This window comes from Rothia sp. HMSC062F03 (genome assembly GCF_001836905.1).
Classification (GTDB): Bacteria; Actinomycetota; Actinomycetes; order Actinomycetales; family Micrococcaceae; genus Rothia; species Rothia mucilaginosa_A.
The window spans coordinates 213,588-239,203 of the sequence record NZ_KV830882.1; the positions used below are offsets into that span (position 1 = coordinate 213,588).

A 25,616-nucleotide genomic window follows, 5' to 3' on the forward strand; every position below is an offset into this window, starting at 1 on the left:
GAGCAGCAGCTCAGCACCCGAACGGGAAATTAGGTACAGACCCGTGCAGCCCAGGCGGGTCGAACCGTACAGCTTACCCATACGGTACTTACCGTACACAAAAGGAGAGAGTAGAGACAGGCGGATGTACTCCACGCGGGGGTTCATAGTGCCCGCCTTGAACGAGTACGCATCGCACAGGTTCACCAGCTGAACCTGCAGATACTTGGTGATGATCGCGTTCACCACTGCCTCGGCGTCAGGCGAAATCAGGATGTCATCCTCAGCGATCAGAGCCCAGTCGGTATCGGTAGCCAGAAAATCACGCCACATCTTCACATGGCTGAGCATACAACCACGCTCAGCCGGGGTGGGATCGCGGTGCCAACGCCTCCGGAAAAGCTCGACGTCAAACTCTTTATCCGTGACGTGGTTGTCGCGGTTATCGACTGCAGAGTAGGGCACAAAATCCTTCGCGGGTGCGCCCACCGAATAGAACGATTCAAAACGGTTCGCGCCATCCAGGCCCAGAACATACTTCAGAATCTTTGCCATAGTGCCCCCCTAAAGCACCAACTACCGGGTGCTAAACATAAATCTCGTCGGGACGCTTGTAGCACCAATTTTTGAACACGTTATTGAGGCACTATACGTACCTAAATACTACCGACCAAATCATGGAATAGCTGTTTGAGAGTGAATTGAAGATAGTCACTACGGTCTAGCACGCAGGCACGCGCCGCGAGGCTGCCCAGAGTAGCTATCCGCTACAGGCTGTACACGCCTACCACTGGCCATACACGCGCTCCGAATTTTCGCGGATGAGGCGACATAGTGCTTCCAGCTCCTCACCGCGGTGAGCAGCCATGAAACGCACCGTGTAATTTGTCATGTACGACGCGTTCGGGCGGCCACGGAACGGATGCGGGGTCAAGAACGGTGCATCCGTCTCAGCCAGAATCAGCTCCGGGCGAGCTATCGCCAGCGATTCCTGAATACCCTTCGAGTTCTTGAACGTCACCGTGCCAGCAAAGCTCATGTACCAGCCGCGCTCGTTACAGATTTCGGCCAGCTCGGGCCCACCCGAGTAGCAGTGAAACACGGTCCGCTCCGGCGCGCCCTCCTCGTCCAGGATGCGCACGACATCCTCGTGAGCATCACGGTCGTGAATCTGCAGTGCCAGGTTATGCTTCTTCGCCAGGCGGATATGCTCGCGGAAGCTGTAGTGCTGCGCCTCCTTACCCTCATCTCCGGTGCGGAAGTAGTCCAAGCCGGTCTCACCGATGGCGCGCACGCGGTCGGTAGCGGCAAGCTCGTCAAGGGTGGCGAGCGCCGCCTCCAGCTGACCGGCTGCAGCCAATTCGGGGGCGGTGTTCGGGTGAATCGCGACGGCTGCGAGCACACGCTCATCGGCCTGGGCGGCGGCTACGGCGTAGAGGGAGGAGGGAATATCGCATCCGACCTGCACGATGGCGCCGATGCCGAGCTTCTCACCGGTGTCGAGCGCATCGCGGGCGCTGATTTCTACCTCGCCGTCGAGCAGGTCCATGTGAGTGTGGTTGTCCACGATGGGGTAGGGCAGCGGCTCGGGGGCAGGCGGAAAAAGCAGGTTGCGGCTGCGCCCGTTCTCGCCGGTCGTGGAGCGGCGGCGGGTGCCCTCCCCGCCCTTGGCGTCGCTAATGCCCGCGTAGAGCTCCGCCTCGTAGGGGGCTGGGATTTCGCCGGGCACGACACTCCAGCCCTGCGGCAGCACGGTTCCCTCCAGCTGCGCGGGGGTGGGCAGGGTGTACCCCGCCAGGGAGGCGAGGGCGTTCAGGTCCTCCTGGGTGATGGTGTTACCGGTGTGGTTCTGGCACATGGGGAATCCTTCTGTGTGTTTGCGATACCGCGGGATAGTCCGCGCAGGACAACCCGGGGGGGCACGCCCCGCGGGGTCACGGCGTCACAGTAATAACTATTCCGGGCGGTTCATTATTCCGAGCGGGCGGCCAGGGCTGCCTCGTACAGCTCGCGCTTGGAGGTGCCGGTCTCGGCGGCCACGGCGGCACAGGCGGCCTTGAGTCGCTCGCCGGCGGCCACACGGTCGAGGACCAGCCGCACGACGTCCTGCGCTTCGGGGGTTTCGGGGGCCTGCGCGCCCTCGACGATAATGACGATCTCGCCGCGAATACGTTCTGACTCAGCCCACTCGGCGAGCTCGGCCAGGGTGCCGCGGCGAACCTCCTCGTGGAGCTTGGTCAGCTCACGGCTGACGGTGCCTCGACGGTCCGCGCCGAAGGTCTGCACAAAGTCAGCGAGGGTCGCGGCGGTGCGGTGCGGGGACTCGTAGAAGATCATGGTGCGTTCCTCCCCCGCCAGCGAGGCGAGGCGACGCGAACGCTCGGAGCCCTTTCGGGCCAGGAACCCTTCGAAGGTGAAGCGGCCGGTGGGCAGGCCGGAGAGCGCGAGCGCGGTCAGCGCGGCGGAGGGGCCGGGCACCACGGTGACGGGCAGGTCGGCTTCCGCGACGGCTGCGGCGGCAACGTAGCCGGGGTCGGAGATGGTTGGCATGCCCGCGTCCGAGAGAAGCAACACGCGCTGGCCGTCCTGTACCGCCTGCACGATGGTTGCGCTGCGTTCTTCTTCGTTGTGGTCATGGTTGACGATGACGCGACCGCGGGTGCGCACGCCAAGCCCGGAGGCGAGGGTTCGTAGCTTGCGGGTGTCTTCAACGGCGATGAGGTCTGCGGTGGCGAGGGCCGAGCGCAGGCGGTCGGAGGCGTCGGCCAGGTTACCGATGGGGCTGCCGCCGAGGATGAGCACGCCGCCTTCCTCGGAGGTGACGGGCACGTCGGAGTTGGGCGCATCGGCCGTTGAGGGTTCGGAGAGCTCGGCGGATTCTTCGGGGTATTCGGCGGCGGGTGCGGTCATGGCAGGCCTCGTGTCTGTGTCTGGTCTTCGCTTACCACCTAAGTGTAACGCTCGTTTTTTGGGCGGCGGGTGAGGGTAGCGCTTTCCCCGCGGCGGACCCTCATGGCGTCATATACCCTCGTCACCGGGCGGAAATGGTGCATCGTACTGTCTAACCATTTAGGATGGATGGGTGAAGATACCTAAGCTCTCCTCCCCCGAGGCCTCGACCGAGTCGAGCCAGGCCGCCATCCGCGCAGGACGCTACGGCCTGGATTCCCTGCTCGATGCCCTCGCTGTCGCCTACATCCGGGCCCCGCGCTGGGGCTGGGTGGCTCCCACGCTGATTGTGTTGCTGGCCGGCGTGCTGCGCTTCTACAACTTGGCCCACCCGAACGCCATCGTCTTCGACGAAACCTACTACGCGAAGGATGCCTACTCCTACGTTCACTACGGCTACGAACTGAGCTGGACGAAGGACGCGAACGCCTCCTTCGTGGCGGGGCACCCCTCGGGTATCCTGCCGGACTCGCCGGAGTACGTGGTGCATCCGCCGCTGGGCAAATGGATGATTGCCGCCGGCATGGCGATTTTTGGCGATAATAATCCCTTCGGTTGGCGCGTCTCGGCGGCCGTCATCGGTACGCTTTCGGTGGCGCTGATTGCCTACGCAGCGTGGTTGCTCTTCCGTTCCGTAACGGTTTCGACCATCGCGGCGCTGCTGGCCGCTGTGGACGGCCTCATGCTGGTTGAGTCGCGCCTGGCGCTGCTCGATATCTTCCAGATGTTCTGGATTCTGGCGACCTTCGTGTGCCTGCTCTTGGACCGCATCCACGCCCGGCGCGTATTGGCCCGCAATATTGCGGAGGCTGCCCGGCAGTACCGGGGGGAGCTCCCTCCGATGTCTTGGGGTCCGGGTATGGGCCTGCGGCTGTGGCGTGTGGCGGCCGGTGTGTGCGCCGGTGCCGCCGTGGGCGTGAAGTGGAACTCTCTCTTCTTTATCGCCGCGATGGGTCTGCTGACGGTTTTCTGGGATATGAATGCCCGCCGCATCGTTGGCCTGCCGAAGTGGGGGCTGATCGCTCTGGTGCGCGATGGCATCCCGGCCTTCGTGCAGATGATTGGCGTGGGTCTGCTGGTGTACCTGAGCACCTGGGCCGGCTGGTTCCAGTCTTCGAATGCGTACTTCCGTCACTGGGCTCAGGAGAACCCGGGCAAGGGCCTTTTGTGGCTCCCGGAGGATTTGCGTTCCCTGTGGGAGTACCACGCCTCCGCTTTCAAGTTCCACTCGGGTCTGAGCACCCCGCACACCTATTCCGCGCAGGCATGGCAGTGGCTGATTCTGGGCCGCCCGACCTCGTACTTCTACGAGTCGCCGAAGCTGGGTTCTGCCGGATGCACGGTAAAGTCATGCTCCGAGGCCATCTTGAACATTGGTAACCCGGCAATCTGGTGGGCGTTTATTCCCGCGATCTTGGTGGGCCTATTCGTGTTCCTGCTCAAGCGGGACTGGCGTTTCGGCGCGCTGCTGCTGGTGTTCGGTGCCGGCTATTTCCCGTGGTTTATGTACCCGACCCGCACGATGTTCTACTTCTACGCGCTGTCCTTCGAGCCGTTCCTAATTCTGCTGCTGGCCGGTGCCCTGGGCCTGTGCCTCTCGGGGGCTCGCGGTTCGGTGGTGAGGGCGCGCGTCGGCGTGACAGTGGTTGTGCTGTACCTGGTGGGTGTGCTCGTGCTGAGCGCGTACTTCATGCCGCTGTGGACAGCTCAGGTCATCCCCTACGAGCAGTGGTACTCGCACATGTGGTTTAAGACTTGGATTTAGAATCTCGGGCTTAGTCCACGAGGCTTAGTCTGCGGGGCTTAGTCTGCGGACGCCCCAAATACGCGAGGGGGCCGGAACTTATAGTTCCGGCCCCCTCGTTATGCGTTCTGGTCCGCGATACTAGTTCTCGCCCACGCGGGCCGAGGCCAGCTTGACGCGCAGTTCCTGGCGTTCCTGGCGGCGACGCTCGGCCTTGAGCTTGCGATAGGTCGTGGGCCAGGTGCCCACCAGCAGAATTACGATCTGCACGGCCACGATAACCGCCACGGCGATGGCCGCGTCAATCCAGAACTGCGGCGGGTAGAGGCGAATCAGGGTGCTTCGCACCGAGAATTCCCAGTTGCCCTGCGGGAAGAACACCTGGTGGAAGGTCGTGAAGAGCCATTCCCAGCCGAAGGCTCCCACGACGCCCAACACCACGATGAGGCCGAGGGTAATCCAGGTGCCGGTGAAGAGGCTACGGCGAATCACCCCGGGGGCGCGCTCGCGCAGCGAGAGGCTGCTGAAGAGCGTGATCAGCACAAATACGGCGACGGCCATCGTGGCGATTAGCAGAACCCACTTCACGTCGTGCATGTGGTTGACCTCTGCGTCGGTGAAGGCGAGGGTATTGTCGGCACCGGTAGTGATGCGCGCGAGGTACTCTCGCGGGGCAAAGTTGTTGATGTAGTCCAGGCCGTAGGAACCCAGGCGCATACGTTCGATGAGGTAGTAGCCGTAGCTGTCCTCGGGGAACCCGGGTCGGTGGTACTCGAACCAGAGGAAGGGCGCGGAGGCGACGGCGCGAATCGCAATCATCAGCACGCTCAGCGGCACGGCGAGGGCGATGAGCGTGGCACGCAGCCTCAGCAGGCGCGGCTGATCCTGCATGGCGTCCTGGCGTGCCGCGGCGCGTTCCGCAGCCTCGGGTGAGGAGGCGAGCGAAGAGAGCGGCGCGTTGGGGTCGGCGACGGTCCGGTTCTGGCCCGTGCGGGTAGTTTCGGTACGGTACTTGCGGCTGCTACCCGTGGTGGTTGCGGCCTCGGCGGTGGCGACGCTCGCCGCCTGGGCGGGTGCATCCGCGGCGGGTGCGCTGGAGGCGCTCGCGGGGGTTGTAGCTGTCGCTTCAGCTTCGGCGGCACGCTGCATGGTCTCACGGTTGAGATCGCTGAGCGTGGGGTTCTTGGGGGTGCTCTGAGAGTCACGGACCAGGGGCACGAAACCGGTGGAAACGTTGGTTCGGGTGCGCACGCGCGAACCAACACCCTGCTCGCGCAACTTGCTGCGGGCCGGAACGACGGGAACGGAACCGGTGGGCAGGTCGGGTTCTTCGGCAACGTTCGGAACGTCGGCGGCGATGCGTCCGAAGGCTCCGGTGTTCGGTGCCGGTTCAACGGCCTGACGGTTGGTTTGTCGTTCGGCTTGGCGGGCCTGCAGGAGCTCCTCTGCGTTAGTTCGACGGATGGCCGGGCGCAGGGCTCCCCACATGCCTCGAGGTGTTTCTTTGGTCATGGTCTCGCGTTCTATCGTGAGTGAGTGTCCGTTGAGTGTGTTCGGGCGGGTGAATACTACCTGCCAGTTTCTCACACGCAAAGAACCTTCCGCGGCAATTCGCGGAAGGTTCTTTACATTCTAGTGCTTTAAAGCTTAGCTTTCGGTGTCCACAGCCTGGACAGGTACCTTGTAGACTACGTGCCAGCCCTGCGGTGCGGTGAGTCGGGCGGCGTGCTCGTCGCAGAGGTCGTAGGCGTGAGGGTCACGAAACTCCGAGAGCTCATCGATGGTTGCGGTGGAGTCCGCGTAAGAGTAGTGGAGGGTGACGGTCGCCTCTCGTCGGCAGGTTTGGCGGGAGCACAGTCGCGCAGTCTGCATGTGGGTTGTACCTTCCTGGCTTAGCTCGCCTGCTTGCGTAGTCGGCGGCGTTCTCGTTCTGACAGACCGCCCCAGATGCCGAAGCGCTCGTCATTGTCCATTGCATATTGTAGACACTCTTCGCGTACGGGGCATACACCGCACACCCTTTTGGCGTCCCGGGTGGAGCCGCCCTTTTCGGGGAAGAAGGCTTCGGGGTCGGTCTGGGCGCAGAGCGCTTCGGCTTGCCAGGCGAGCTCTCCGTCGTCTCCTTCGGTTCCGTAGAGTCCAGCGGCGGCAGCCCAAATATCGACGGGGGCGGACTGTCGCCGCTCGGCGTCGGTTAGAAAGGCATCGGCGGCCTGTTCAAGTGATGGTGCAGGGTTCATGCTACGGTGCTGAGCGCCTGAGGTGCGTGCCGCGGTTATGCGGTCAGCGGCTAGGTAGGAGCCCATGGGTTTTCCTTCCGTGTTCTCATTGTGAGGATAATGAGTCTGCGGATCCGTCGTGGACGGAATCTTAGTGTGTATGGTGTGGCATGGTTCGCTTCAGCCTCTACGGTCCCCCAAAGCAAACACGCTTATATATCTATTAGACGTGCGACACGCCGTTTCGTCAAACTAGACTTAATGATTATTTAGATGTATATAACGTGACGATTATTTATTGTAATTGCGACTTTTATTTGGTTTGGGAACAAAAATATCGTCTCGCGAACGGCACGAAACCCCTCGTCGGGTTCGTCATCACGCACCTGGTTTCCGGGGCGGTTCCGGGCAGTCGGCTACATTTCGGGGCTCCGGCCCTAATTTTAGAAATCCGCCAATAAATTAAGAGTAGCCATACCTCAGCTATTTTTCGTCCGCACGTTTCCCAATTTATGCAGTTGTGCATATAGGCCCTTACGGACAAAAATTTCACACCCGTAACAAGAAAACTTTACATTAAGCGGTTTTATGACAAGCACTATTTGAAAATATCGCTCCGCGCCGCGTGTTTTTTCTTCTCGTTCCCTGAAAATTTTCTCCTTACCGTTCTATGACAATCTCTCCCCTCGGCCGCGTGGCCGAGATAACCCCCGGCTCTCTCCTCCCCCCCCCGTGCCCGGCGCAATGCCTGCGGTGCGGTAGAGTGAAACCATGGTTACCCTATCCCCCATCGACCCCGCGGTTCCCGCCTCCCTCAACCGATTCTTTGAGGCCCTCAGCTCCGTGCAGACCCCCGCACTCATCTGGTACTCCGACAACGGCGAGCGCATCGAGCTCTCCGGGCGCGTCCTCATGAACTGGGTCAACAAGACCGCCAACCTGCTCATCGAGGAATGTGACCTCGCCACTGAAGAGGCCTTCGATCTGCAGGCGCCCCTGCACTGGCGTCCTCTGGTGGTCGGCCTAGCCGCCCTGCGCGTGGGCGCAACTCTCGACCGGGACGAGCCCCTGGCCGCCGCGGTATGCACCGAGCAGGACGCGCGCTTCGTCAACGGCCCAGCCTATCTTCTGACGGTAGACCGCGCTCCCCTGGCCCTCGCCTACTCTGGGGATTTGACTGCTCTGCAAACCTACGCCGATGAAGTGCTCGATTTCTGTGCCCTGGTGCCCAGCATGGGTGACCACTACGAGGGTCTGCTGCCCGACGAGTCTGCCGAAGTGGTCGAGGGCTTCACCTACTCCAAGGCCTACGCGCAGATTCGCCAGCTAGCGGACTCGTACCGTGGCGAGACGCTTTCCGGCGGTCAGCGGGCGTTGGCCCTCATGCTGAGCCCCAGCTACGGTTTTGATTCCTCGGAGGCAACGCTAAGCACCCTGATGCAGGCCTTGGCCATCATGGCTTCGGGGCGCGCCGTGTTCCTGGCCGATCCGGCCGTTGAGTGGAGCGAAGAGCGGCTTGCATCCCTCCTGGAGGCCGAACGCGCCAAGGAACTGCCCTGCAGTTAGGCCCCCGATACGATAAGAGCGTGAAGATAAAGCACCGGCCCCGATACACGAAGTATCGGGGCCGCTGCTTTGTCTTTGATAGGGCTGGTGGTGGGCTCTGAGCGGTGCCGTTTAGCGGCTGCGCTCGGTACCGGACGCGTTCGCCCCGCCATCCTGAGCCTTGGAGCCTGCCGAGGCTTCGCCGTCCAGGATGGCGGCCGCGTCATCAAACATGCGGCCGAGTTCCTCATGGTCGGTGCCCTCACCCTTGGAGACCTGGTTACGGTGCGAGCCGTACACCCAGAATCGGTAGAGGAAGTAACGCAGGATGGTGCCCAGGATGGTACCGATGATCGTACCGGAGATGAACGAGGCCTCCGCGGTGCGCAGGTTCAGCACGTAGGTGCTAAAGGCCACGCAGCCGGCCTCAACCATGATGCCCAGCAGGTTGACGATGCCGAATTCGACGGCCTCGCGCTTCCAGTTTTCGGAGCGGGATTCGCGGAAGGTCCACAGGCGGTTCATAAGCCACGAGAAGATGGTGGCCACGATACTTGCGACGACCTTTGCCTTCGTGTGGGACTGCGACATGACGGTCATCATGAGAACCCACACGGTAATGGAATTCACCACAAACGCAGCGCCACCGACGGTTCCGAACTTAAGCACCTCGATGCCGTAGCTGTCCCACAGGGATTTCAGTCGTTCGGTCATGGTGGGTTTAGTCTGTGCGCTCATGCGGGGCCTATCTAACAGGTGGTGTCGGTGGATAGCTTCCGGGTCCGCCAGAGCGGGGCCGCGAGGCAGAGACCGGGCGCCGGGGACTTTTCAAGCTCTTCATATGGTAGTACAGACCGGCCGGGTTATCCCTAGCCGCGCCAGATTTTTCAGTCAATACCCAGCCGGTAGCGGCAGCTTTTCCCCCGCCACAGGCAATCGCCCGCCCACAGTTCACGATACGGTTCATCTAACGTGTACGCCCCGAAGCGAGTACACTTAGGTGATGTGACTTACCCTGTGACTGGACCCGTAATTGGCGTCATCGGCGGAGGCCAGCTGGCCCGCATGATGGCCCCCGCAGCAACTAACCTTGGCATCAACCTGCAGATTCTCGCGGAGGCGCCCACCGTCGGCGCCGTGGCGGCGGTACGCACCGCCCCCGTTGGCGATTACAAGGATCTCGATACCCTCCGCGAGTTTGCCCGCGGCAAGGATGTCATCACCTTCGATCACGAGCACGTGCCCACCGAATTTTTGCGCACCCTCATGGCCGAGGGTGTGAACGTGCAACCTCAGCCCGACGCCCTGCAGTACGCGCAGGATAAGCTCCTGATGCGCCAGGCCGTCGAGCGCCTGGGTCTGCCGAACCCTCGCTGGGCTAAGGTTTCTACCCTGGACGAGCTTCTTGCCTTCGGCGATGAGATTGGCTGGCCCGTGGTGTTGAAGACCCCGCGCGGCGGCTACGACGGCAAGGGCGTGCTTGTGTTGGATTCCCCCGCCGAGGCCCGCGAGCGTAGCTCCGAATGGTTCGAGCAGTTGCCCTCGCGCACCGATTTCTCCGCCCTGCTGGCCGAGGAGAAGGTTCCCTTCACCCGCGAGCTTTCCGCACTGGTGGCTCGTCGTGAGAGCGGCGAGGTGCGCCCCTGGCCGGTCGTTGAGACCATCCAGGTGAACTCCATCTGTGACGAGGTGATTGCCCCCGCGCAGAACCTGGCCCCCGAGATTGCCGAGGCCGCCGCGGCCGCAGCCGTGACCATCGCCTCCGAGCTGGGCGTGACCGGCGTGATGGCCGCCGAGCTCTTCGAGGTGCCCGGCTCCCCCGCAGGCTTCTACATCAACGAGCTAGCCATGCGCCCGCACAACACCGGCCACTGGACCCAGAACGGTTCGGTGACCAGCCAGTTCGAGCAGCACCTGCGGGCCGTGCTGGATCTGCCGCTGGGCGATACCTCCGTGCTGGACGAGGTCGCCGTCATGAAGAACTACCTGGGCGGCGAGAACGAGGACATCTTCGGCGTCTACCCGCTGGCCCTCTCAGCCGAGCCTCGCGCCAAGATTCACTTCTACGGTAAGGAAACCCGACCCGGCCGCAAGATTGGCCACGTGAACATTTCGGGCCGGGTCGATGAGCTTGAGAACCTGCGCCACAGCGCCGCCAACGCCGCATCCATTTTGCGCGATGGCCGCCCCCTGTAGGCGACGGGCCACTCAAATATAGGTCGAGCGCGGGTTCTCTCCGCTGAGAACCCGCGCTCGACGCCCCTAGTGATGGTGGTATTCCACCGCATTGTGAAAGGATATGAGGATTATGTCTCAGTCTCCCTATGATTCCTCCCAACCCATCGTCGGCATTGTGATGGGTTCCGATTCGGACTGGTCGGTCATGGAGGCCGCCGCCGAGGTTCTGGACGAGTTCGGCATCCCGTACGAGGCTGATGTTGTTTCTGCACACCGCATGCCCGAGGACATGATTGAGTACGGCAAGAAGGCTCACAGCCGCGGTATTCGCGTGATTATTGCCGGTGCCGGCGGCGCCGCTCACCTACCGGGTATGCTCGCCTCGGTCACCGCTCTGCCGGTGATTGGTGTTCCGGTGCGCCTGAAGAACCTCGAAGGCATGGATTCGCTGCTGTCGATCGTCCAGATGCCCGCCGGCGTTCCGGTGGCTACCGTATCCATCAACGGTGCACGCAACGCGGGCCTGCTGGCCCTGCGCATCCTGGGTTCGGGCACCGATGCTTTCGCCCGCCAGGTGCACGACGACCTGCACGAGTTCTCGGCTAACCTGCGCCAGTCGGCTATCGACAAGGGAGCCGCTCTGCGCACCCGAGTTGCCGAGGCGAAGGCAAAGGCAGCGGCCGAGCGCGAGGCGGAGGAGAGCCCCTCCGCACCCCGCCCCACTTCTGCTCCCGAGGCTTCGTCGGAGCCCCAGGCTTACGTTCCCTAAGCTCGGATACACTAGAAGTATGAGCAATATTCTTCAGTCCGATATTTGGGCACGTTTTCAGGAATCTAATGGTCACACCGTAATTCGTAAGAGCGGTAACGGCTGGTCGTACCTTGCAACCGTTGAGGGCGGCGCTACCGGCCGCTACCTGTACAGCCCGTACGGACCGGTCGCCTCCAGCGCTGTGGCTTTTGATGAGGCTCTCGCGTCGTTGAAGGAAGAAGCTGCGAAGCTTCGTTGCCTGTTTGTGCGCATTGAGCCCACTGAATCCGCTATTTGGGGCGATCAGGATGCGGCTGCTTTCTTGGCTCGTCGCGGTGCGGTTCTGGCTCCTCGCCAGGTGCAGCCCTCGCATACGCAGATTATTGATCTTTCGGGCACCGAGGACGAAATCCTCAAGGGAATGATCCCCAGTTACCGTAATCGTCATCGTAATCTCCACAAAAAGGGCGTGACCGTTGAGGTGTCGACCAATCCCTCGGATATGACGATTCTCTTCGGCTTCCTCGAGGAAACCGCGGACCGTAACGGTTTTAACCGCCAGCAGGACGACTACCTGATGCAGGTTGCTCGTGTGCTGATGCCCGCCGGTGCGGCATCGCTCTACATTGCGAAGCTGACCGATGAGAACGGTGAGAGCACCCCGATTGCGGCGGCGTTTGTGTACGATTCGGATGACACCCGCACCTACGCGCACGCTGCGGCTTCCTTCGAGCACCGCAACCTTAGTGCAGGTGTTGTGGTGGTGACGAACTTTATCCTGGACGCTAAGCGTAAGGGTCTGAAGTACGTTGACCTCTTCGGTATTGCGCCGGAGGATCAGCCGGATCACGAGTGGGCTGGTTTCACGAAGTTCAAGAAGTCCTTCGGCGGCGAGTCCGTAGAGTACCCCGGCACCTGGGATGTGCCGGTCACCTCGCTGGGTTACCGCGCCTATACCCTGGCGTACAAGGCACGCCCGGCGGTTCGCGATGCGGTATCTAAGGCCAAGGATAAGCTGCGTTCCCTGCGTTCGCGCTAACGTGTGCCGGTAACGGCGATAAGCATAAGGAGCCGCCCCCGACCGAATGATTCGGTCGGGGGCGGCTCCTTATGCTTGGGGGCTACCTCAAAGGCTTATGCTTCGCCGGGGCTCTTGGTGTGCGAGAGAATCTCGCGCAGGCGGGAGAGGCGGTGCTCAGCCTCAACGGTGCGCACGGTACCGGAGGAGGAACGCATGACCAGCGACTGGGTGGTCACAACGTTCTTGTTGTAGCGCACGCCGCGTAGCAGCTTGCCGTCGGTAATACCGGTTGCGGCGAAGAAGCAGTTGTCGCTGGTGACCAGGTCGTTGGTGGTCAGCACGCGGTCCAGGTCGTGGCCCGCGGCCAGTGCCTTCTCGCGCTCTGCCTCGTCGGTCGGTGCCAGGCGGCCCTGAATCACGCCGCCGGTTGCCTTAATGGCGCATGCCGCGACGACGCCCTCGGGGGTGCCACCGGTGCCGAGCATCAGGTCCACGCCGGTGTTCTCGCGGCAGGCCGCGATAGCGCCGGCGACGTCACCGTCGAGGATGATGCGGGTACGGGCACCTGCATCACGAATCTCCTGGATCAGCTTGGCGTGGCGGGGGCGGTCCAGCACGCAGACGGTCAGCTCGCTGACCTTCTTGCCCTTAGCCTTAGCGACCAGGTGCAGGTTCTGCTTGACGGGCAGGCGCAGGTCCACGAATTCGGCGGCCTCGGGGCCGGTGACCAGCTTCTCCATGTAGAACACTGCGGAGGGGTCGAACATGGTGCCGCCGTCTGCCACGGCAATCACGGAGAGGGCGTTGTCCATGCCGAGCGCGGTCAGGCGGGTGCCGTCGATGGGATCAACCGCGACGTCTAGGGAGGGGCCGGAGCCGTCGCCGACGTTCTCGCCGTTGTACAGCATGGGGGCCTTGTCCTTCTCGCCCTCGCCGATGACCACGGTACCGTTGAAGTGGATGGTGGAGAGGCGGTAGCGCATAGCGTCGACAGCTGCGCCGTCCGCAAGATTCTTTTCGCCCGCGCCAACCCAGGGACCCGCTGCGATGGCTGCGGCTTCGGTAGCGCGCACCAGTTCCATTGCCAGGTTACGGTCGCCGTGGTTATTGTTCGTAGTCATAGACTCACCTTCGAGAATTCTTGACAGCGCCGGTTGGCTGGACCTTTCCAGCACGAAATCACCGGCGATCAGTGCTCCTTTCAGGATAGCGCGCTTACGCACCGCTTTTCTCGTTATGAACGGGTTTTCGGGCGTGTTGGTCATTCAGTGAAAGGATGCGCTCCTCTCACTCCGCGAGGGCGCGTCGCATTAGCTATTTTTTGCATCGTTAGGGCATATTTGAGTTAAGTTCTTTTGGGCGTTGGTGAGGGACCTCTCCATTGAGGCCGCTCGGGTCGCCGAAACCGCATCCCCTGCGCCCAGGTATCAAGGAGAAGACACCATGGCTAAGAAGCCCAACCAGGTTCAGCCGACCCCCGCAGAGGCATGGAAGCGTCTGAAGGACGGCAACCGACGTTTCGTTGAGGGTAGCAACGAGCACCCCAACCAGGACACCATCCGCCGCACCGACCTGGCTGCGGGCCAGTTCCCCTTCGCCTCCATCTTTGGTTGCGGCGACTCTCGCCTCGCGGCAGAGATTATTTTTGACCTGGGCCTGGGCGACGCGTTCGTGGTGCGTACCGCCGGCCACGTCCTGGAGAACGCGGCGCTCGGTTCGCTGGAGTACGCGGTTGATGAGTTTGAGACCCCCATTGTGATGGTTCTCGGTCACGACTCCTGCGGCGCCGTGACTGCGGCCAGCAAGTCCTTGGAGTCCGGCGAGATGCCGCACGGCTTCATCCGTAACCTGGTGCAGCACATCCTGCCTTCGGTAATGTCCCCGAAGCTACCCGAAAACCCGGTCGTCAACGATATGGTTCGTGAGCACACCCGCCAGACCGCTATCCGCATTATCGAGCAGTCCCACATCATTTCGGATGCGGTGCTTGCGGGTAAGGTCGCCGTGATCGGCGTCTTCTACCATCTGAAGGAGGGTAAGGCCGAGCTCGTGTTCAGCTCGCAGGACCTCGCTCTGCAGGAGGAGAAGAACGATGAACAGAACCCGCCGACCCAGACGCTCCCCGTGGTCGTGAAGACTCCCCCGCGCGTCGTGATTGCCGAGAACCTGGACTAGAGCCCGGATTTATTTCTCCGGAGGGACGATAAAACGGCCCACCGCGAGAACCCACTCGTTCACACGCAAGACCATGTTTTTTCATGGGTAAGCCCCTCCCCTACGGTGTGTTCCCACATTCGCGGGGGTGGGGCTTTTTCCGTGCTCTGAATCCTGCAAAATTTATGAGCGTTTTTCCTTTTCTGGCACCGGATTTTGGCGACGGGGCCACTTTGAACGCCTATGCTAGAGATATGGCTGAAAACATTGAATACCGCATTGAACATGACACCATGGGCGAAGTTCGCGTTCCGGCTGATGCACTCTACCGTGCACAGACCCAGCGCGCAGTCGAGAACTTCCCGATTTCGGGTCAGACTCTCGAATCCGCCCATATTCGTGCGCTTGCCCTCGTGAAGAAGGCAGCCGCGACCGCCAATGAGGAACTCAAGGTGCTCGACGCTGAGCGCGCCCAGGCTATCCGCGACGCAGCGGATCTGGTAGCAACCGGTAAGTACGACGCCCACTTCCCCATTGACGTCTTCCAGACCGGCTCCGGTACCTCCTCGAACATGAACGCAAACGAGGTCCTGGCAACCCTGGCAACCCGTTCCCTGGAGTCCAAGGGCATTGAGGTTCACCCCAACGACCACGTGAACGCTTCCCAGTCCTCCAACGACGTCTTCCCCACCTCCGTGCACGTTGCTGTGACCGAGGCTCTGGTGAAGGACCTGATTCCCGCTCTGGAGGTGCTCGCTGAGTCCCTGGAGCGCAAGTCTGCAGAGTTCAAGGACGTTGTGAAGTCGGGCCGTACCCACCTGATGGACGCAACCCCCATCACCCTGGGTCAGGAGTTCTCCGGCTACGCCGCAACCGTGCGTTACGGCATTGAGCGTGTGAACGCTTCCCTGCCCCGCGTGGCTGAGGTTCCCCTGGGCGGTACCGCTGTGGGTACCGGCATTAACACCCCGGCTGGTTTCTCCGCTCGCGTGATTGAGCTGCTCGCTGAGGAGACCGGCCTGCCCCTGACCGAGGCTCGCAACCACTTCGAGGCTCAGGCTAACCGTGACGGCCTGATTGAGGTTTCCGGCCAGTTGCGCACCCTGGCGTACGGCCTGATGAAGATCAGCAACGACATCCGCTGGATGGGTTCGGGCCCGAACACCGGCCTGGGCGAGCTGCACATCCCCGACCTGCAGCCCGGCTCCTCGATTATGCCCGGTAAGGTCAACCCCGTGATTTGTGAGGCTACCATTCAGGTTGCCGCTCAGGTCATCGGTAACGACGCAACCATTGCTCTGTCGTCCACTAACGGCGCGTTTGAGCTGAACGTGGGTATCCCGGTGATGGCTGCTAACCTGCTGCAGTCGATTCGTCTGCTCGCTAATGTTTCTCGCGTTTCGGCTGAGAAGATGATTGACGGTCTGACCGCTAACGTTGACCGTTGCCGTTTCCTGGCTGAGGCTTCGCCGTCGACCGTGACCCCGCTGAACAAGCTGATTGGTTACGAGGCTGCTGCGAAGATCGCTAAGTACTCGGTGGCTCACAAGGTGACTGTCCGTGAGGCAGTTGTGGCTCTGGGTTACGTGGAGCGCGGCGAAGTGACCGAGGAGCAGCTGGATGCGGCTCTGGACGTCACCAAGATGCTGGGCAACTTCTAATCCAAATCGTCTGATCACACCGCATACAGAATCGGGTGTGGCGCTACTGTTCCTACGGTATCGTCACACCCGATTTCTTATGTTCGTCTTGCCTCCCACGTGCGCAAAGGTAGTAGATACGACGGAGGGGCCCGCCTTTCGACGGGCCCCTCCGGGAGCGTTAAGCATCCCTTACGGACTAGCTGAACTGCCTCCACGCGGACATGTTACGCAGGTTCGAGCGAGCCATTGCCACGGCCTCCGCTGCGCCGCGGTTCAGCGCAATCTTGGAGAGCGAGGTGGCGAAGCCAACGATTTGCTTGGCCTCGACCTCGGGCGGCATCGACAGAGCGTTGGGGTCGGTAATGATCTCGACCAGGGAGGGGCCGCGGTGAGCCAGGGCGGTGCGCAGCGCACCTTCCAGGTCCTCGGCCTTCTCAACACGCTGAGCTTGGAAACCAGCGGCGGTTGCGATGTCGGCGTAGTTGACGAGCGGCACATCCACGCCGAAGTCCTCGAAGCCCTGAACCAGCTGCTCAAGCTTCACCATGCCCAGGGTGGAGTTGTTGAACACCACGATGGTCAGCGGCAGATCGTACATGACCGCGGTCAGAATATCACCCAGCATCATGGACAGGCCACCGTCACCCGAGACCGAGATGACCTGGCGGTTAGGCTCGGCAATCTGGGCGCCCAGGGCCATAGGCATGGCGTTCGCCATGGAGCCGTGGAGGAAGGAACCCAGCAGACGGCGCTTGCCGTTGGGGGTGATGTAGCGGGCGGTCCACACGTTGCACATGCCGGTGTCCGCGGTGAAGATGGCGTCATCGGAGGCCAGCTCATCCAGCACGGATGCGGCGTACTCGGGGTGAATCTTGCCCTTGGTGGGGTTGTGGGTGTAGGCACCGACGACCTTGGTCATGATCTTCTCGTTCTTCTTCAGGAGCTTCTCCAGGAACGAGCGGTCGCTCTTGCGCTGCACGAGGGGCAGAACGGCCTTCAGGGTTGCGGCAACGTCAGCCTCAATCAGCAGGTCGACGTTGGTACGGCGGCCCAACACCTCGCCGGCACGGTCAATCTGAACGGTCTGCACGTTGGGCAGGAACTGGTCGTAGGGGAAGTCGGTACCCAGCAGGAGCATCAGGTCGGAGTCCTTCATACCCTCTGCGGCCTCACCGTAGCCCAGCAAACCGGTCATTCCCACATCGAAGGGGTTGTCGTACTGGATGTACTCCTTACCGCGCATCGTGTGGCCCACGGGAGCCGCGACACGGTCGGCCAGCTGAACGACTTCATCATGTGCACCGGCCACACCGGCACCAGCGAAAATCGAAATCTTCTTGGCCGCGTTGATGCGATCGGCCAGGTCGCGCACGGTGGTCTCATCGGGAACGATGGTGCCGGGGCGGTAGTCGCCCCATGCGGGCACGTGGTCAACGGCATCCTGGATGGCAATATCGCCGGGAATCGATACGACGGCCACACCGCGGCGGGCGATAGCGTGACGCATACCGGAGTTGATGATGCGCAGGGTCTGGTGGCCAGAGACTGCCATCTCGTTGTAGACCGAGCAATCCTCGAAGATGCGCTCGGGGTGGGTTTCCTGGAAGTATCCGCTACCAATCTGGCCGGAGGGGATGTGGGAAGCAATCGCCAGCACCGGAGCGTGGGAGCGGTTGGCATCGTAGAGACCGTTGATGAGGTGGGTGTTGCCCGGACCGCATGAGCCGGCGCACACGGCCAGCTTACCGGTCACCTGGGCCTCGGCGCTTGCGGCAAAGGCCGCGGCTTCCTCGTGGCGCACGTGAATCCAGTCGATACCGCCGTTCTTCGAGCCGCCGGAGGCGCGCACTGCGTCCACGATGGGGTTCAGGGAGTCGCCCACCACGCCGTAGATACGCGTGACACCGGCCTCGACGAGCTGTGCGACAATCTGTTCTGCCAAGTTCATAATTACCCTCTTTCGTTGGCGTTCCACGGGGTGCAACGGCCCGGTGGGGAACGCTGTGTATCCCCTCAGACTAGCACTCTTTCCTCGTCAAAGAAGGTCTTGCTTTTAAAACACTTAGGGTGTATCAACTTGGCATAAAGTCGGGTCTCGTTCGCGCAGGGCGGAGGGCAACCCTCGCTTGGCTAGTCCTCTTCCGGCGGCACCGACTCCAAACCAAAACGGCAGTGGCCGTCATAGTTCAGCGCTGCATCAATACGGTCCAGCATCCGCTCCGAAAGCAACGCACGCTCCGCCGGGTCAGACACATCCACCCAACGCACCTGCGAAGACTCCTCATCGTTCACCTTCGCCTCACCAGAAACCCAGCGGCACAAGAACGTATGATCCAAGAACTGGCAGCGGTCACCATTACCGAACTGCATCGGCGGGTCAGCCTTCACCTGCGCCAGCTCCAGCACCTCAATCTGCACGTTCGCCTCCTCCTGCGCCTCACGCAGGCAGGTCAGTGCGGGGCTCTCCCCCGGGTCCACAATGCCCGTGATCGGGGTCCACGCCCCGTTATCGCTACGGCGCACCAGCAGCACCTTAGAATCCTGCTCACGGTACACTACAGCCGTCGCACCGGACAGCCACAGGTAATCCGAACCGATCCGCTCACGCAGCTTACGGATATAGGGAGGAGTAGGCATAACATCAACCTTTCAAAAGCCCCGGCAGTTCTGCCGAGAAATAGGTGCTAGGGAGCAGAGCAAACAGCCGCGAACCGCACGAAGAACGAACCCGCCACTTAGCCGGACGGTCGCCCTACTTCGGAATCTACCACAGAGAATACACCGGAGCAGCCAACGCCACCAGCGCACCCAGAAGCATAAACGGGCCGAACGCAATGCGGGTGCTACCGCGCGCCTTCGTGAACAGTACTAGAGCCAAAGACACCAGACCACCGGCAAGGAACGTCACCAGCGACGCCCAGCCCAGGTTCGCCCAGGACAGGTACCCGAGCACGCCGCCCAGAATGCCGGCAAGCTTCACATCCCCGCGGCCCAGCGCGCCAAAAGACAGGATACGCAGAAGCAGGTAGCAGAACCACAGCACCAGACCGGCACCAATCACACGCCAAATATCGGCGGGGCGGCCCGCAAAAAGCAAAGACACCGGCAACGCCGTATAGGTGGCAATAGCCAAAGGAATCAGGATGCGGTGCGGCAGACGATGCTCCCGCACGTCAATACGCCACAGCCGCAGGAAGCACCACAGGAAATACAGCAGGTAGCTGCCGAGCACCAGAGCGGCAATAACGGAGGCGCCGCCTGCGTGGTAGAGGCGGGAAAGCTCAGCGAGCATAGAACGTCCATTCTGTAATGCTGGAGGCTGTACTACCGGAGGCTACTAGTCAGGAACAGCCAGCCAAGAAACACGAGCCAACGGCGCTAGACCCTTAGCCTCTAGGAAGCTTCTAGGAACCGAAGCGGCGGGAACGGTTCGCGTAGTCCCGCAGGGCACGCAGAAAATCAACGCGCGTGAAATCCGGCCACAGGGCACGGCAGAAGTAAAACTCAGAATACGCGCTCTGCCAGGTCATGAAACCGGACAGGCGCTGCTCACCCGAAGTGCGAATCAGCAGGTCCGGGTCGGGCATATCGGCGGTGTACAGGTGCGAAGAAATATTCTCCACGCTCAGCTGTTCGGCAAGCGATTCCAAGGATGTGCCCTCAGCGGCGGCCTCGCGCAGAACCGATCGGACCGCATCCACAATCTCCTGGCGGCCGCCGTAACCGACCGCAATGTTCACCCGCACGCCGGATAGGTGTGCAGTCTGCTCAATCGCCCAGTCCAGGCGCTCGTGCAGCTGACGAGGAATCAGGTCAATATTGCCGATGGCGCGCACCGGACCGCAGGCGGACTCCACCAGCCGTACCAGGAAGTTATCGATGACCGCCACCAGGCCGGTCAGTTCCTGCTCGGGGCGCTTGAGGTTCTCAACCGAGAGCATGTACAGGCTCACCTGCGGAATCGACAGCTCGGTGCACCAGGCCAGAAAATCAATAATTCGCTCCGCACCGGCGGCGTGGCCCTCACGGGTGCTCAGGCCGCGCTGAGCCGCCCAGCGGCGGTTACCGTCCACCAGCACTCCAATGTGGGCGGGCAGGATTTCAGGGCTCAGCGAGCGCTCCAGGGCCCGCTCGTAGACGGTCAGCTCCGTGACAGTACCGGGGTTGCTGGCATGACCGTGCACGGTAATCACGGGCAGGGCGTTAGCGCTCATGGCTCGTACCTCATTCGGCTGTCGAAGCGGATGCATCACGGGCTCTACGGTGTGAGAGCCCAAGCTCTAATTCTACGCCCCGGGCGCGCGCCGCGGGGCTCCCCGCGGGTGCGGAAGGGCTGAGAATCGGCTCAAAGTTTGAGCTTCCGGGGGCTCAGACGGGGCCCGGACCCGGAGTGGGTACTCATGCGAAGGCCCCGGCCCCGCTCTCCGTATGCATCACTGGGCGGAACCGGGGGCGCTGAAGAAGCATCGTGGCTGAGCTCTAGATGACGTAGTAGTCGCTCAGGCCCTCGTCCAGGCTAGATTCGGGCAGCTGAACCTCAGCGTGCGAGGCGGCCAGCGTGTAGTCCTCCCAAGGCCAAATATCCTTCAGCTGTTCGCTGGGAACGGCGAAGAACACGCCGTTCGGGTCCACCTGCGATGCGTGCGCGCGCAAAGCCTGATCGCGCTGCTCAAAGTGGTCGGTCACCAGGATGCGGGTCGTAGTCTCGTGGCGAGGCGCCTCCCCCGAGGAGGCGCGGTGCGCGAGGTTCTCAATCCAGCCGCTCAGCAGGCTCTCACCGTGCGTATCGAGCAGATGCTCGTGCAGGGCGAGGGTGCGTTCGGGGTTGAATGCGCGGTCGTAATAGAGCTTCAGCGGGGTCCAGGGCTCTCCCTCACCCACGTAGGCTTCCGGGTCGCCTGCCTTCTCGAATGCTTCCACGGCAACCTTGTGGGTCATGATGTGGTCGGGGTGCGGGTAGCCGCCGATCTCGTCGTAGGTGATGATGATGTGCGGGCGGTACTCACGCACCAGACGCACGAGCGGCGCGGCGGCACGGTCCAGGGGCATGGTGCCAAAGCTACCGAAGGGAAGCGACGGCATGGGGTCGCCTTCGGGCAGGCCCGAGTCGAAGAAGCCAATCCAGCGGTGCTCAATACCCATAATCTCGCGGGCAGCCGCCATCTCAGCGCGGCGCAGACCCGGCAGGTCACGGTGCGCACGCGGGCTCTTATCGACCTCCTCATTCAGAATGTCGCCGCGCTCGCCGCCGGTCATCGTCGCCACCATGAAGCGCGCGCCACGGGCGATATACGCGGATGCGGTACCTGCGCCCTTGGAGGACTCGTCGTCCGGGTGTGCGTGCACGGCCAGGATGCGCAGACCGGTGTAGTCCTCCTCCAGCGGCTTAATAGCCTCGACGGGAGGGTGAGTCGGCAGGTTCGCCTTCAGCTGTTCGATGGCTTCGCTCACGGTGGTGTCCTTTGGGTTAGTGCCTGGCGGTGCGGTGGGTGGCGTATTAGGTGCGGGATGCGTCGGCGCCTTCCGGTGATTATCCGAAGGCCACGACGAAAGCATTACGAAACAACGCCGGTGTAACTCCTCGTATGATACCCGGGGTCGGGAAGGTTCACTAGCGCAGATGACGCCGTGTGACATCGTGAAACTTAAGGTCACATCCGGGGGTGTATCCGGAGAAGCGCTGGGGAATCTCAAGTATGCGGCAGCCACCGTCCGCCCGGCTTTTCTGCCGTCGGCCCGCGCATCGGCGAGGATACGCTCAAAGGTGTGCTCAGAGGGGAAGAAGCGACCGAGCTACCAGCCGAAAACCCTCCGGTGCTCTAAAATAGGTCTGTTGATTCATTCCGTTACCGGCGCCGCCGCGCATTGAACGCGGCACACGGTAGCGGGTTTATTCGTTTCGCACCGGCAACGCCGGCGCACAAGCAAAGGATACGCATGGCTGACAACACCGGTGCATGGCTCACTCAGGACGCCTTCGACCGTCTCACCCAGGAGCTGGAGTACCTCTCCGGCCCGTACCGTCAGGAAATCGTCGACCGCATCGCGCAGGCACGCGACGAGGGCGACCTCCGTGAGAACGGCGGCTACCACGCCGCCCGCGACGAGCAGGCCAAGAACGAGGCACGCATCAAGCAGCTCAAGCACCTGCTGGAGACCGCACACATTGGCGACGCCCCCGTCGACGACGGCGTTGTGGCCCTGGGCATGGTCATTGAGGCCGAGGTTGCGGGCCGCCACCTGAAGTTCCTGCTTGGTTCCCGCGAGATTGAGGCCCCCCTCCCCGCCGGTACCGATCTGAAGGTCTTCTCGGAGAAGTCCCCGCTGGGTGCCGCAATCATGGGTGCTAAGCAGGGCGACGAGGTTTCCTACACCGCTCCGAACGGTAAGGAACTGAGCGCCAAGATTGTCTCTGTGACCCCCTACCACGCCTAAGTCGAGGCTCATAGATTTGCGGCTGTCGAGGCCCACGGCCCCAGCGCCAACACGCTAAAAGTGCGGGGTGCCGATTCTTCGGAATCGGCACCCCGCACTTTTTATGTCTTCCGCTTCACCACGTGAAGATTCACGAGCGAGCGGCAACCCACAAAATGTAAGGTCGGCTTAGTAGACGATAATCGGCTTGAAGCCCTCGTCCTCCAAGGCAGAAATGACCTGGCGGCAGTGCTCCACACCTTTGGTTTCCATGTCGATGGTGATGGACACATCGCCCATGGAGAGCGAGCCACCCACGCGGGTGTGATCCACACCGGTAACGTTCGCGTCGTTCTCGGAGATGATGCGTGAGATGGTTGCCAGCTCACCCGGGCGGTCAGAGAGCATCATCTTAATGGTCATGTAGCGGCCGGCAGCGGAAAGACCGCGCTGAATCACCTTCAGCATGAGCATCGGGTCGATATTGCCGCCCGAGAGCACGCACACGACGGTGCCCAGGTCGCCGTACTCTTCCTTCAGCTTGCCGTTCATCAGCGCCGCCACGGGCACCGAACCGGCGGGCTCCACCACAAGCTTGTTGCGTTCCATGAGGAAAATGAGGGCGCGGGCGATATCGTCTTCGCTCACGGTCGCCACGTCATCCACCAGCTCCTTGATGATGGAGAAGGGCATCTGGCCGGGGCGACCCACGGCGATACCGTCGGCGATGGTGGAGACCTTCTTCAGGGGCACCAGAGCATCCGCAGCGAGGGACAGCGGGTAGGCCGCGGCGTGCTCCGCCTGAACACCGATAATCTTGATCTTCTTGCCGAGCTCCTGCTCCTTCGCGCGAATCGCCGCGGACAGGCCGGCCAGCAGGCCGCCGCCGCCAACACCCACGATGACGGTGTCAACGTCCGGAACCTGCTCCAGAATCTCCAGACCGATCGTGCCCTGACCGGCAATAATGTCTTCATTGTCGAAGGGGTGCACGAACACCGCGCCGGTCTCATCGGCGTAGCGCTTTGCCTCCGCCAGAGCCTCATCCACGGTCACGCCGTGCAACTCAACCTCAGCACCGTGGTCACGGGTCGCGGTAATCTTCGGCAGCGCCGCACCCAGCGGCATGTAGATGCGGGCCTTAATGCCCAGACGGTCAGCCGCCAGAGCCACACCCTGCGCATGGTTACCCGCGCTCGCCGCCACAACGCCGCGCTTCTTCTCCTCCTCGGAAAGCTTCGCCATGCGCACGTACGCACCGCGCACCTTGAACGAACCGGCACGCTGCAAGTTCTCGCACTTAAAGAAAACCTCTGAACCGAGGCGCTGGCTCAGGGCACGCGAATGGGCGACCGGGGTGCGTTCAATAACGCCTTCGAGCAGCTCTGCGGCACGTTCAATATCGGTAATGGTCACGGGCAGGGAGTCGAGATCTACGCTCACGGGTTTTCCATTCTGACGGTGCGTTGTCCCGCGGGCGCGGGACGGTGATGTATTGCTCATCCCATTTTAGAGGATGGGTACAGCGAAGGGGGCTACCCGGTCGCAAGTAGCCCCCTGGCGAGACACCGCCGTAGACGGCATCGCGGCCGGCGGTATCGCCGGGACGAGTTAGCGGTGCGTTATCGAGGATGGCGGGGTGCCCTACGCCAAAACCTACCGCTCGATGCAGGCCCCTAGTCTTCGGAGGAGTCCGAAGCCTCGGAAGCCTGGTTCTCAGGCTCCTCAGCCTTCTGATGGCGCGGCACTCGGGAGGCCAGCTTCTTGACGCTCTCCTGCCGTTCTTGGGCCTTCTCCTCAGCCTGCTCGCGGCGAGCCACCTCGTGCGGGAAGAGGAACTCCTCATCGCGTAGGCTGGGATCGTGTTCCCAACCGCGATTCGCCAGGTAGCGCACCACCGAGTTCACCACGGCCAGCGTCGGCACCGCGAACAGCGCGCCCACGGCACCGAAAATCATGGAGCCGCCGGCCACCGAGAAAATCACGGCCAGCGGGTGCAGTGATACAGCCTTACCCATGATGAGCGGCTGCAGAATATGCGACTCCACCTGCTGCACCAGTAGCACGATGCCCAGCATAATCAGCGCCTGCACCGGCCCCAGGGCCACGAGCGCCAGAAGCACCGCCACCGCACCGGAGAACAGCGCACCAATCACCGGGATAAAGGAACCCAGGAACACCAGCACGCCCAGCGGAATCGCCAGGGGCACACCCAGGATGGCGGCGCCCAGGCCGATACCGATGGCATCAATCGCGGCCACCAGAATCTGCACGCGGACGTAGGCGCCCAGGGACTTCCAGCCCGCGCGGCCCGCACCATTCACGGCCTCGCGCGCGTCCTTGGGGAAGAGACCGACGACGAACAGCCAGATGCGTTCGCCCTCCATCAGGAAGAAAAGCAGCGTGAACAGGGTTAGGAGCACACCGGTTGCGACATCGGCAGCGGTCGAACCGACCCGAGACACGCCGTTCAGCACGGTGTTCGGATTGTCCTTAAAAGTGTTCTCAATCTGGTGCAGGAGCTGGTTCAGCTGGTCAGCACCCAAATCGTACCCGAGGCTCTTCAGCCAGTCCACGAGCTGCTGATAGCCCTGCACCGCCTTATTAGCCATCGTGGCGAAACCGCGCACCAGCTGCTGACCGGTCAGCGAAATAATCACGGCGAGAAGCAGCAGCAGACCCAGCTCGGCGATAGCAGCCGCGCCGCCGGCCCGCACGCCCTTCTTCCGCAGGAGCATGACGGTCGGGCTCAGCAGAGCCGCCAGGAGCATGGCCACCATCATCGCGATGACCAGCAGGGAGACGTGCCCCAAGCCCTTCCACACGACCCAGCCCGCGCCGGCAATCACGATGAGGCGCCAGGACCACGCGCCGGCCACGTCCACGGCGAAGGGGACCCGGTAGCCCTCCCCCGCCCGACGTTCTTCGGCACTCGATATATGCTTCACGCTGTCTCTCTTTCTCAAGCCCGCCAGGTTGCTGGGCGAGCCGGTATTCGTGGGGCGCTAAACCCCGCCAA

At 62.2% G+C, this 25,616-nt stretch carries 23 protein-coding genes; 8 read left to right on the forward strand and 15 right to left on the reverse strand.

Features of this window, described 5'->3' with window-relative positions:
- The 3 genes from HMPREF2674_RS05180 to rsmI all read right to left on the reverse strand — a co-directional run.
- Positions 1-534 (reverse strand): glycosyltransferase family 25 protein (locus HMPREF2674_RS05180; protein ID WP_070825016.1); only part of this gene is annotated, 534 nt, incomplete at its 3' end.
- Between the two features lie 229 nt (positions 535-763).
- Positions 764-1,837 (reverse strand): TatD family hydrolase, encoded by a 1,074-nt coding sequence (locus HMPREF2674_RS05185; protein ID WP_070825017.1) that lies wholly within the window; start codon positions 1,835-1,837, stop codon positions 764-766.
- Between the two features lie 113 nt (positions 1,838-1,950).
- The gene (gene rsmI, locus HMPREF2674_RS05190) at positions 1,951-2,889 is read right to left on the reverse strand and encodes a 16S rRNA (cytidine(1402)-2'-O)-methyltransferase (RefSeq protein WP_070825018.1); all 939 of its coding nucleotides are present in this window, start codon (positions 2,887-2,889) and stop codon (positions 1,951-1,953) included.
- A 172-nt stretch (positions 2,890-3,061) separates the two neighbouring features.
- Between rsmI and HMPREF2674_RS05195 the strand changes: the two genes are divergently transcribed.
- Entirely contained in the window at positions 3,062-4,693 is a 1,632-nt protein-coding gene (locus HMPREF2674_RS05195; protein ID WP_070825019.1) for a dolichyl-phosphate-mannose--protein mannosyltransferase, read from the forward strand.
- 120 nt (positions 4,694-4,813) lie between these two features.
- Here HMPREF2674_RS05195 and HMPREF2674_RS05200 read toward each other — a convergent pair whose 3' ends face one another.
- From HMPREF2674_RS05200 to HMPREF2674_RS09400, 3 genes are all read right to left on the reverse strand, one after another.
- Positions 4,814-6,184, reverse strand: a complete 1,371-nt coding sequence (locus tag HMPREF2674_RS05200) for a TIGR01906 family membrane protein (protein WP_070825020.1) — start codon at positions 6,182-6,184, stop codon at positions 4,814-4,816.
- 135 nt (positions 6,185-6,319) lie between these two features.
- Complete coding sequence (locus HMPREF2674_RS05205) at positions 6,320-6,544, reverse strand: DUF3499 family protein (RefSeq protein WP_049333002.1); 225 nt, start codon at positions 6,542-6,544, stop codon at positions 6,320-6,322.
- Between the two features lie 20 nt (positions 6,545-6,564).
- The gene (locus HMPREF2674_RS09400) at positions 6,565-6,978 is read right to left on the reverse strand and encodes a WhiB family transcriptional regulator (RefSeq protein ID WP_083313072.1); all 414 of its coding nucleotides are present in this window, start codon (positions 6,976-6,978) and stop codon (positions 6,565-6,567) included.
- Between the two features lie 684 nt (positions 6,979-7,662).
- On the opposite strand from HMPREF2674_RS09400, the gene HMPREF2674_RS05215 reads away from it, so the two are divergent.
- Positions 7,663-8,457 (forward strand): TIGR03089 family protein, encoded by a 795-nt coding sequence (locus HMPREF2674_RS05215; RefSeq protein ID WP_070825021.1) that lies wholly within the window; start codon positions 7,663-7,665, stop codon positions 8,455-8,457.
- A gap of 111 nt (positions 8,458-8,568) precedes the next feature.
- Here the strand turns inward: HMPREF2674_RS05215 and HMPREF2674_RS05220 are convergent, their stop codons facing one another.
- Complete coding sequence (locus HMPREF2674_RS05220; protein ID WP_070825022.1) at positions 8,569-9,174, reverse strand: GtrA family protein; 606 nt, start codon at positions 9,172-9,174, stop codon at positions 8,569-8,571.
- Between the two features lie 327 nt (positions 9,175-9,501).
- Here HMPREF2674_RS05220 and HMPREF2674_RS05225 point away from each other — a divergent pair, with 327 nt between their 5' ends.
- The 3 genes from HMPREF2674_RS05225 (at position 9,502) to HMPREF2674_RS05235 (ending at position 12,404) form a co-directional block, all read left to right on the forward strand.
- Positions 9,502-10,632 (forward strand): 5-(carboxyamino)imidazole ribonucleotide synthase, encoded by a 1,131-nt coding sequence (locus HMPREF2674_RS05225; protein ID WP_239663108.1) that lies wholly within the window; start codon positions 9,502-9,504, stop codon positions 10,630-10,632.
- A 112-nt stretch (positions 10,633-10,744) separates the two neighbouring features.
- Positions 10,745-11,383 carry a 5-(carboxyamino)imidazole ribonucleotide mutase gene (gene purE, locus HMPREF2674_RS05230; protein ID WP_070825023.1) on the forward strand — a complete coding sequence of 213 codons (639 nt, stop codon included), beginning with the start codon at positions 10,745-10,747 and terminating at the stop codon, positions 11,381-11,383.
- 19 nt (positions 11,384-11,402) lie between these two features.
- Entirely contained in the window at positions 11,403-12,404 is a 1,002-nt protein-coding gene (locus tag HMPREF2674_RS05235) for a lipid II:glycine glycyltransferase FemX (RefSeq protein ID WP_070825024.1), read from the forward strand.
- 95 nt (positions 12,405-12,499) lie between these two features.
- On the opposite strand, the gene glpX is transcribed toward HMPREF2674_RS05235, so the two are convergent.
- Positions 12,500-13,507 carry a class II fructose-bisphosphatase gene (gene glpX / locus HMPREF2674_RS05240; protein WP_070825025.1) on the reverse strand — a complete coding sequence of 336 codons (1,008 nt, stop codon included), beginning with the start codon at positions 13,505-13,507 and terminating at the stop codon, positions 12,500-12,502.
- A 322-nt stretch (positions 13,508-13,829) separates the two neighbouring features.
- Between glpX and HMPREF2674_RS05245 the strand changes: the two genes are divergently transcribed.
- Both HMPREF2674_RS05245 and HMPREF2674_RS05250 read left to right on the forward strand, forming a co-directional pair.
- The gene (locus tag HMPREF2674_RS05245) at positions 13,830-14,561 is read left to right on the forward strand and encodes a carbonic anhydrase (RefSeq protein ID WP_070825026.1); all 732 of its coding nucleotides are present in this window, start codon (positions 13,830-13,832) and stop codon (positions 14,559-14,561) included.
- A 233-nt stretch (positions 14,562-14,794) separates the two neighbouring features.
- On the forward strand, positions 14,795-16,201 hold the full coding sequence (locus HMPREF2674_RS05250; protein WP_070825027.1) for a class II fumarate hydratase: 1,407 nt from the start codon (positions 14,795-14,797) through the stop codon (positions 16,199-16,201).
- 178 nt (positions 16,202-16,379) lie between these two features.
- Here HMPREF2674_RS05250 and HMPREF2674_RS05255 read toward each other — a convergent pair whose 3' ends face one another.
- The 5 genes from HMPREF2674_RS05255 to mca all read right to left on the reverse strand — a co-directional run bounded on the left by HMPREF2674_RS05255 (position 16,380) and on the right by mca (position 21,634).
- The gene (locus HMPREF2674_RS05255; RefSeq protein ID WP_049333017.1) at positions 16,380-18,131 is read right to left on the reverse strand and encodes a pyruvate dehydrogenase; all 1,752 of its coding nucleotides are present in this window, start codon (positions 18,129-18,131) and stop codon (positions 16,380-16,382) included.
- 182 nt (positions 18,132-18,313) lie between these two features.
- On the reverse strand, positions 18,314-18,820 hold the full coding sequence (locus HMPREF2674_RS05260; protein WP_049342934.1) for an NUDIX hydrolase: 507 nt from the start codon (positions 18,818-18,820) through the stop codon (positions 18,314-18,316).
- A 127-nt stretch (positions 18,821-18,947) separates the two neighbouring features.
- Positions 18,948-19,475, reverse strand: coding sequence for a prepilin peptidase (locus tag HMPREF2674_RS05265; RefSeq protein WP_070825028.1), 528 nt, complete (start codon positions 19,473-19,475; stop codon positions 18,948-18,950).
- A 112-nt stretch (positions 19,476-19,587) separates the two neighbouring features.
- Entirely contained in the window at positions 19,588-20,397 is an 810-nt protein-coding gene (uppS, locus tag HMPREF2674_RS05270) for a polyprenyl diphosphate synthase (RefSeq protein ID WP_070825029.1), read from the reverse strand.
- A gap of 265 nt (positions 20,398-20,662) precedes the next feature.
- Entirely contained in the window at positions 20,663-21,634 is a 972-nt protein-coding gene (gene mca, locus HMPREF2674_RS05275; RefSeq protein WP_070681238.1) for a mycothiol conjugate amidase Mca, read from the reverse strand.
- 486 nt (positions 21,635-22,120) lie between these two features.
- On the opposite strand from mca, the gene greA reads away from it, so the two are divergent.
- On the forward strand, positions 22,121-22,618 hold the full coding sequence (greA, locus tag HMPREF2674_RS05280; RefSeq protein WP_070825030.1) for a transcription elongation factor GreA: 498 nt from the start codon (positions 22,121-22,123) through the stop codon (positions 22,616-22,618).
- 168 nt (positions 22,619-22,786) lie between these two features.
- Here the strand turns inward: greA and ilvA are convergent, their stop codons facing one another.
- Together ilvA and HMPREF2674_RS05290 are read right to left on the reverse strand one after the other, a co-directional pair.
- Positions 22,787-24,040 carry a threonine ammonia-lyase gene (ilvA, locus tag HMPREF2674_RS05285; protein ID WP_070825031.1) on the reverse strand — a complete coding sequence of 418 codons (1,254 nt, stop codon included), beginning with the start codon at positions 24,038-24,040 and terminating at the stop codon, positions 22,787-22,789.
- Positions 24,041-24,273: 233 nt separating this feature from the next.
- Complete coding sequence (locus HMPREF2674_RS05290; RefSeq protein ID WP_371441253.1) at positions 24,274-25,536, reverse strand: AI-2E family transporter; 1,263 nt, start codon at positions 25,534-25,536, stop codon at positions 24,274-24,276.
- Positions 25,537-25,616: the final 80 nt, after the last annotated feature.

Coding starts and splice junctions, on each gene's coding strand:
- HMPREF2674_RS05200 (WP_070825020.1), bottom strand. CDS start 6,184: ATGACCAAAGAAACACCTCGAGGCATGTGGGGAGCCCTGCGCCCGGCC.
- glpX (WP_070825025.1), bottom strand. CDS start 13,507: ATGACTACGAACAATAACCACGGCGACCGTAACCTGGCAATGGAACTG.
- HMPREF2674_RS05185 (WP_070825017.1), bottom strand. CDS start 1,837: ATGTGCCAGAACCACACCGGTAACACCATCACCCAGGAGGACCTGAAC.
- HMPREF2674_RS05220 (WP_070825022.1), bottom strand. CDS start 9,174: ATGAGCGCACAGACTAAACCCACCATGACCGAACGACTGAAATCCCTG.
- HMPREF2674_RS05245 (WP_070825026.1), top strand. CDS start 13,830: ATGGCTAAGAAGCCCAACCAGGTTCAGCCGACCCCCGCAGAGGCATGG.
- HMPREF2674_RS05215 (WP_070825021.1), top strand. CDS start 7,663: ATGGTTACCCTATCCCCCATCGACCCCGCGGTTCCCGCCTCCCTCAAC.
- HMPREF2674_RS05265 (WP_070825028.1), bottom strand. CDS start 19,475: ATGCTCGCTGAGCTTTCCCGCCTCTACCACGCAGGCGGCGCCTCCGTT.
- HMPREF2674_RS05255 (WP_049333017.1), bottom strand. CDS start 18,131: ATGAACTTGGCAGAACAGATTGTCGCACAGCTCGTCGAGGCCGGTGTC.
- uppS (WP_070825029.1), bottom strand. CDS start 20,397: ATGAGCGCTAACGCCCTGCCCGTGATTACCGTGCACGGTCATGCCAGC.
- HMPREF2674_RS05225 (WP_239663108.1), top strand. CDS start 9,502: ATGATGGCCCCCGCAGCAACTAACCTTGGCATCAACCTGCAGATTCTC.
- rsmI (WP_070825018.1), bottom strand. CDS start 2,889: ATGACCGCACCCGCCGCCGAATACCCCGAAGAATCCGCCGAGCTCTCC.
- HMPREF2674_RS05205 (WP_049333002.1), bottom strand. CDS start 6,544: ATGCAGACTGCGCGACTGTGCTCCCGCCAAACCTGCCGACGAGAGGCG.
- HMPREF2674_RS05260 (WP_049342934.1), bottom strand. CDS start 18,820: ATGCCTACTCCTCCCTATATCCGTAAGCTGCGTGAGCGGATCGGTTCG.
- greA (WP_070825030.1), top strand. CDS start 22,121: ATGGCTGACAACACCGGTGCATGGCTCACTCAGGACGCCTTCGACCGT.
- HMPREF2674_RS05250 (WP_070825027.1), top strand. CDS start 14,795: ATGGCTGAAAACATTGAATACCGCATTGAACATGACACCATGGGCGAA.
- HMPREF2674_RS09400 (WP_083313072.1), bottom strand. CDS start 6,978: ATGGGCTCCTACCTAGCCGCTGACCGCATAACCGCGGCACGCACCTCA.
- purE (WP_070825023.1), top strand. CDS start 10,745: ATGTCTCAGTCTCCCTATGATTCCTCCCAACCCATCGTCGGCATTGTG.
- HMPREF2674_RS05235 (WP_070825024.1), top strand. CDS start 11,403: ATGAGCAATATTCTTCAGTCCGATATTTGGGCACGTTTTCAGGAATCT.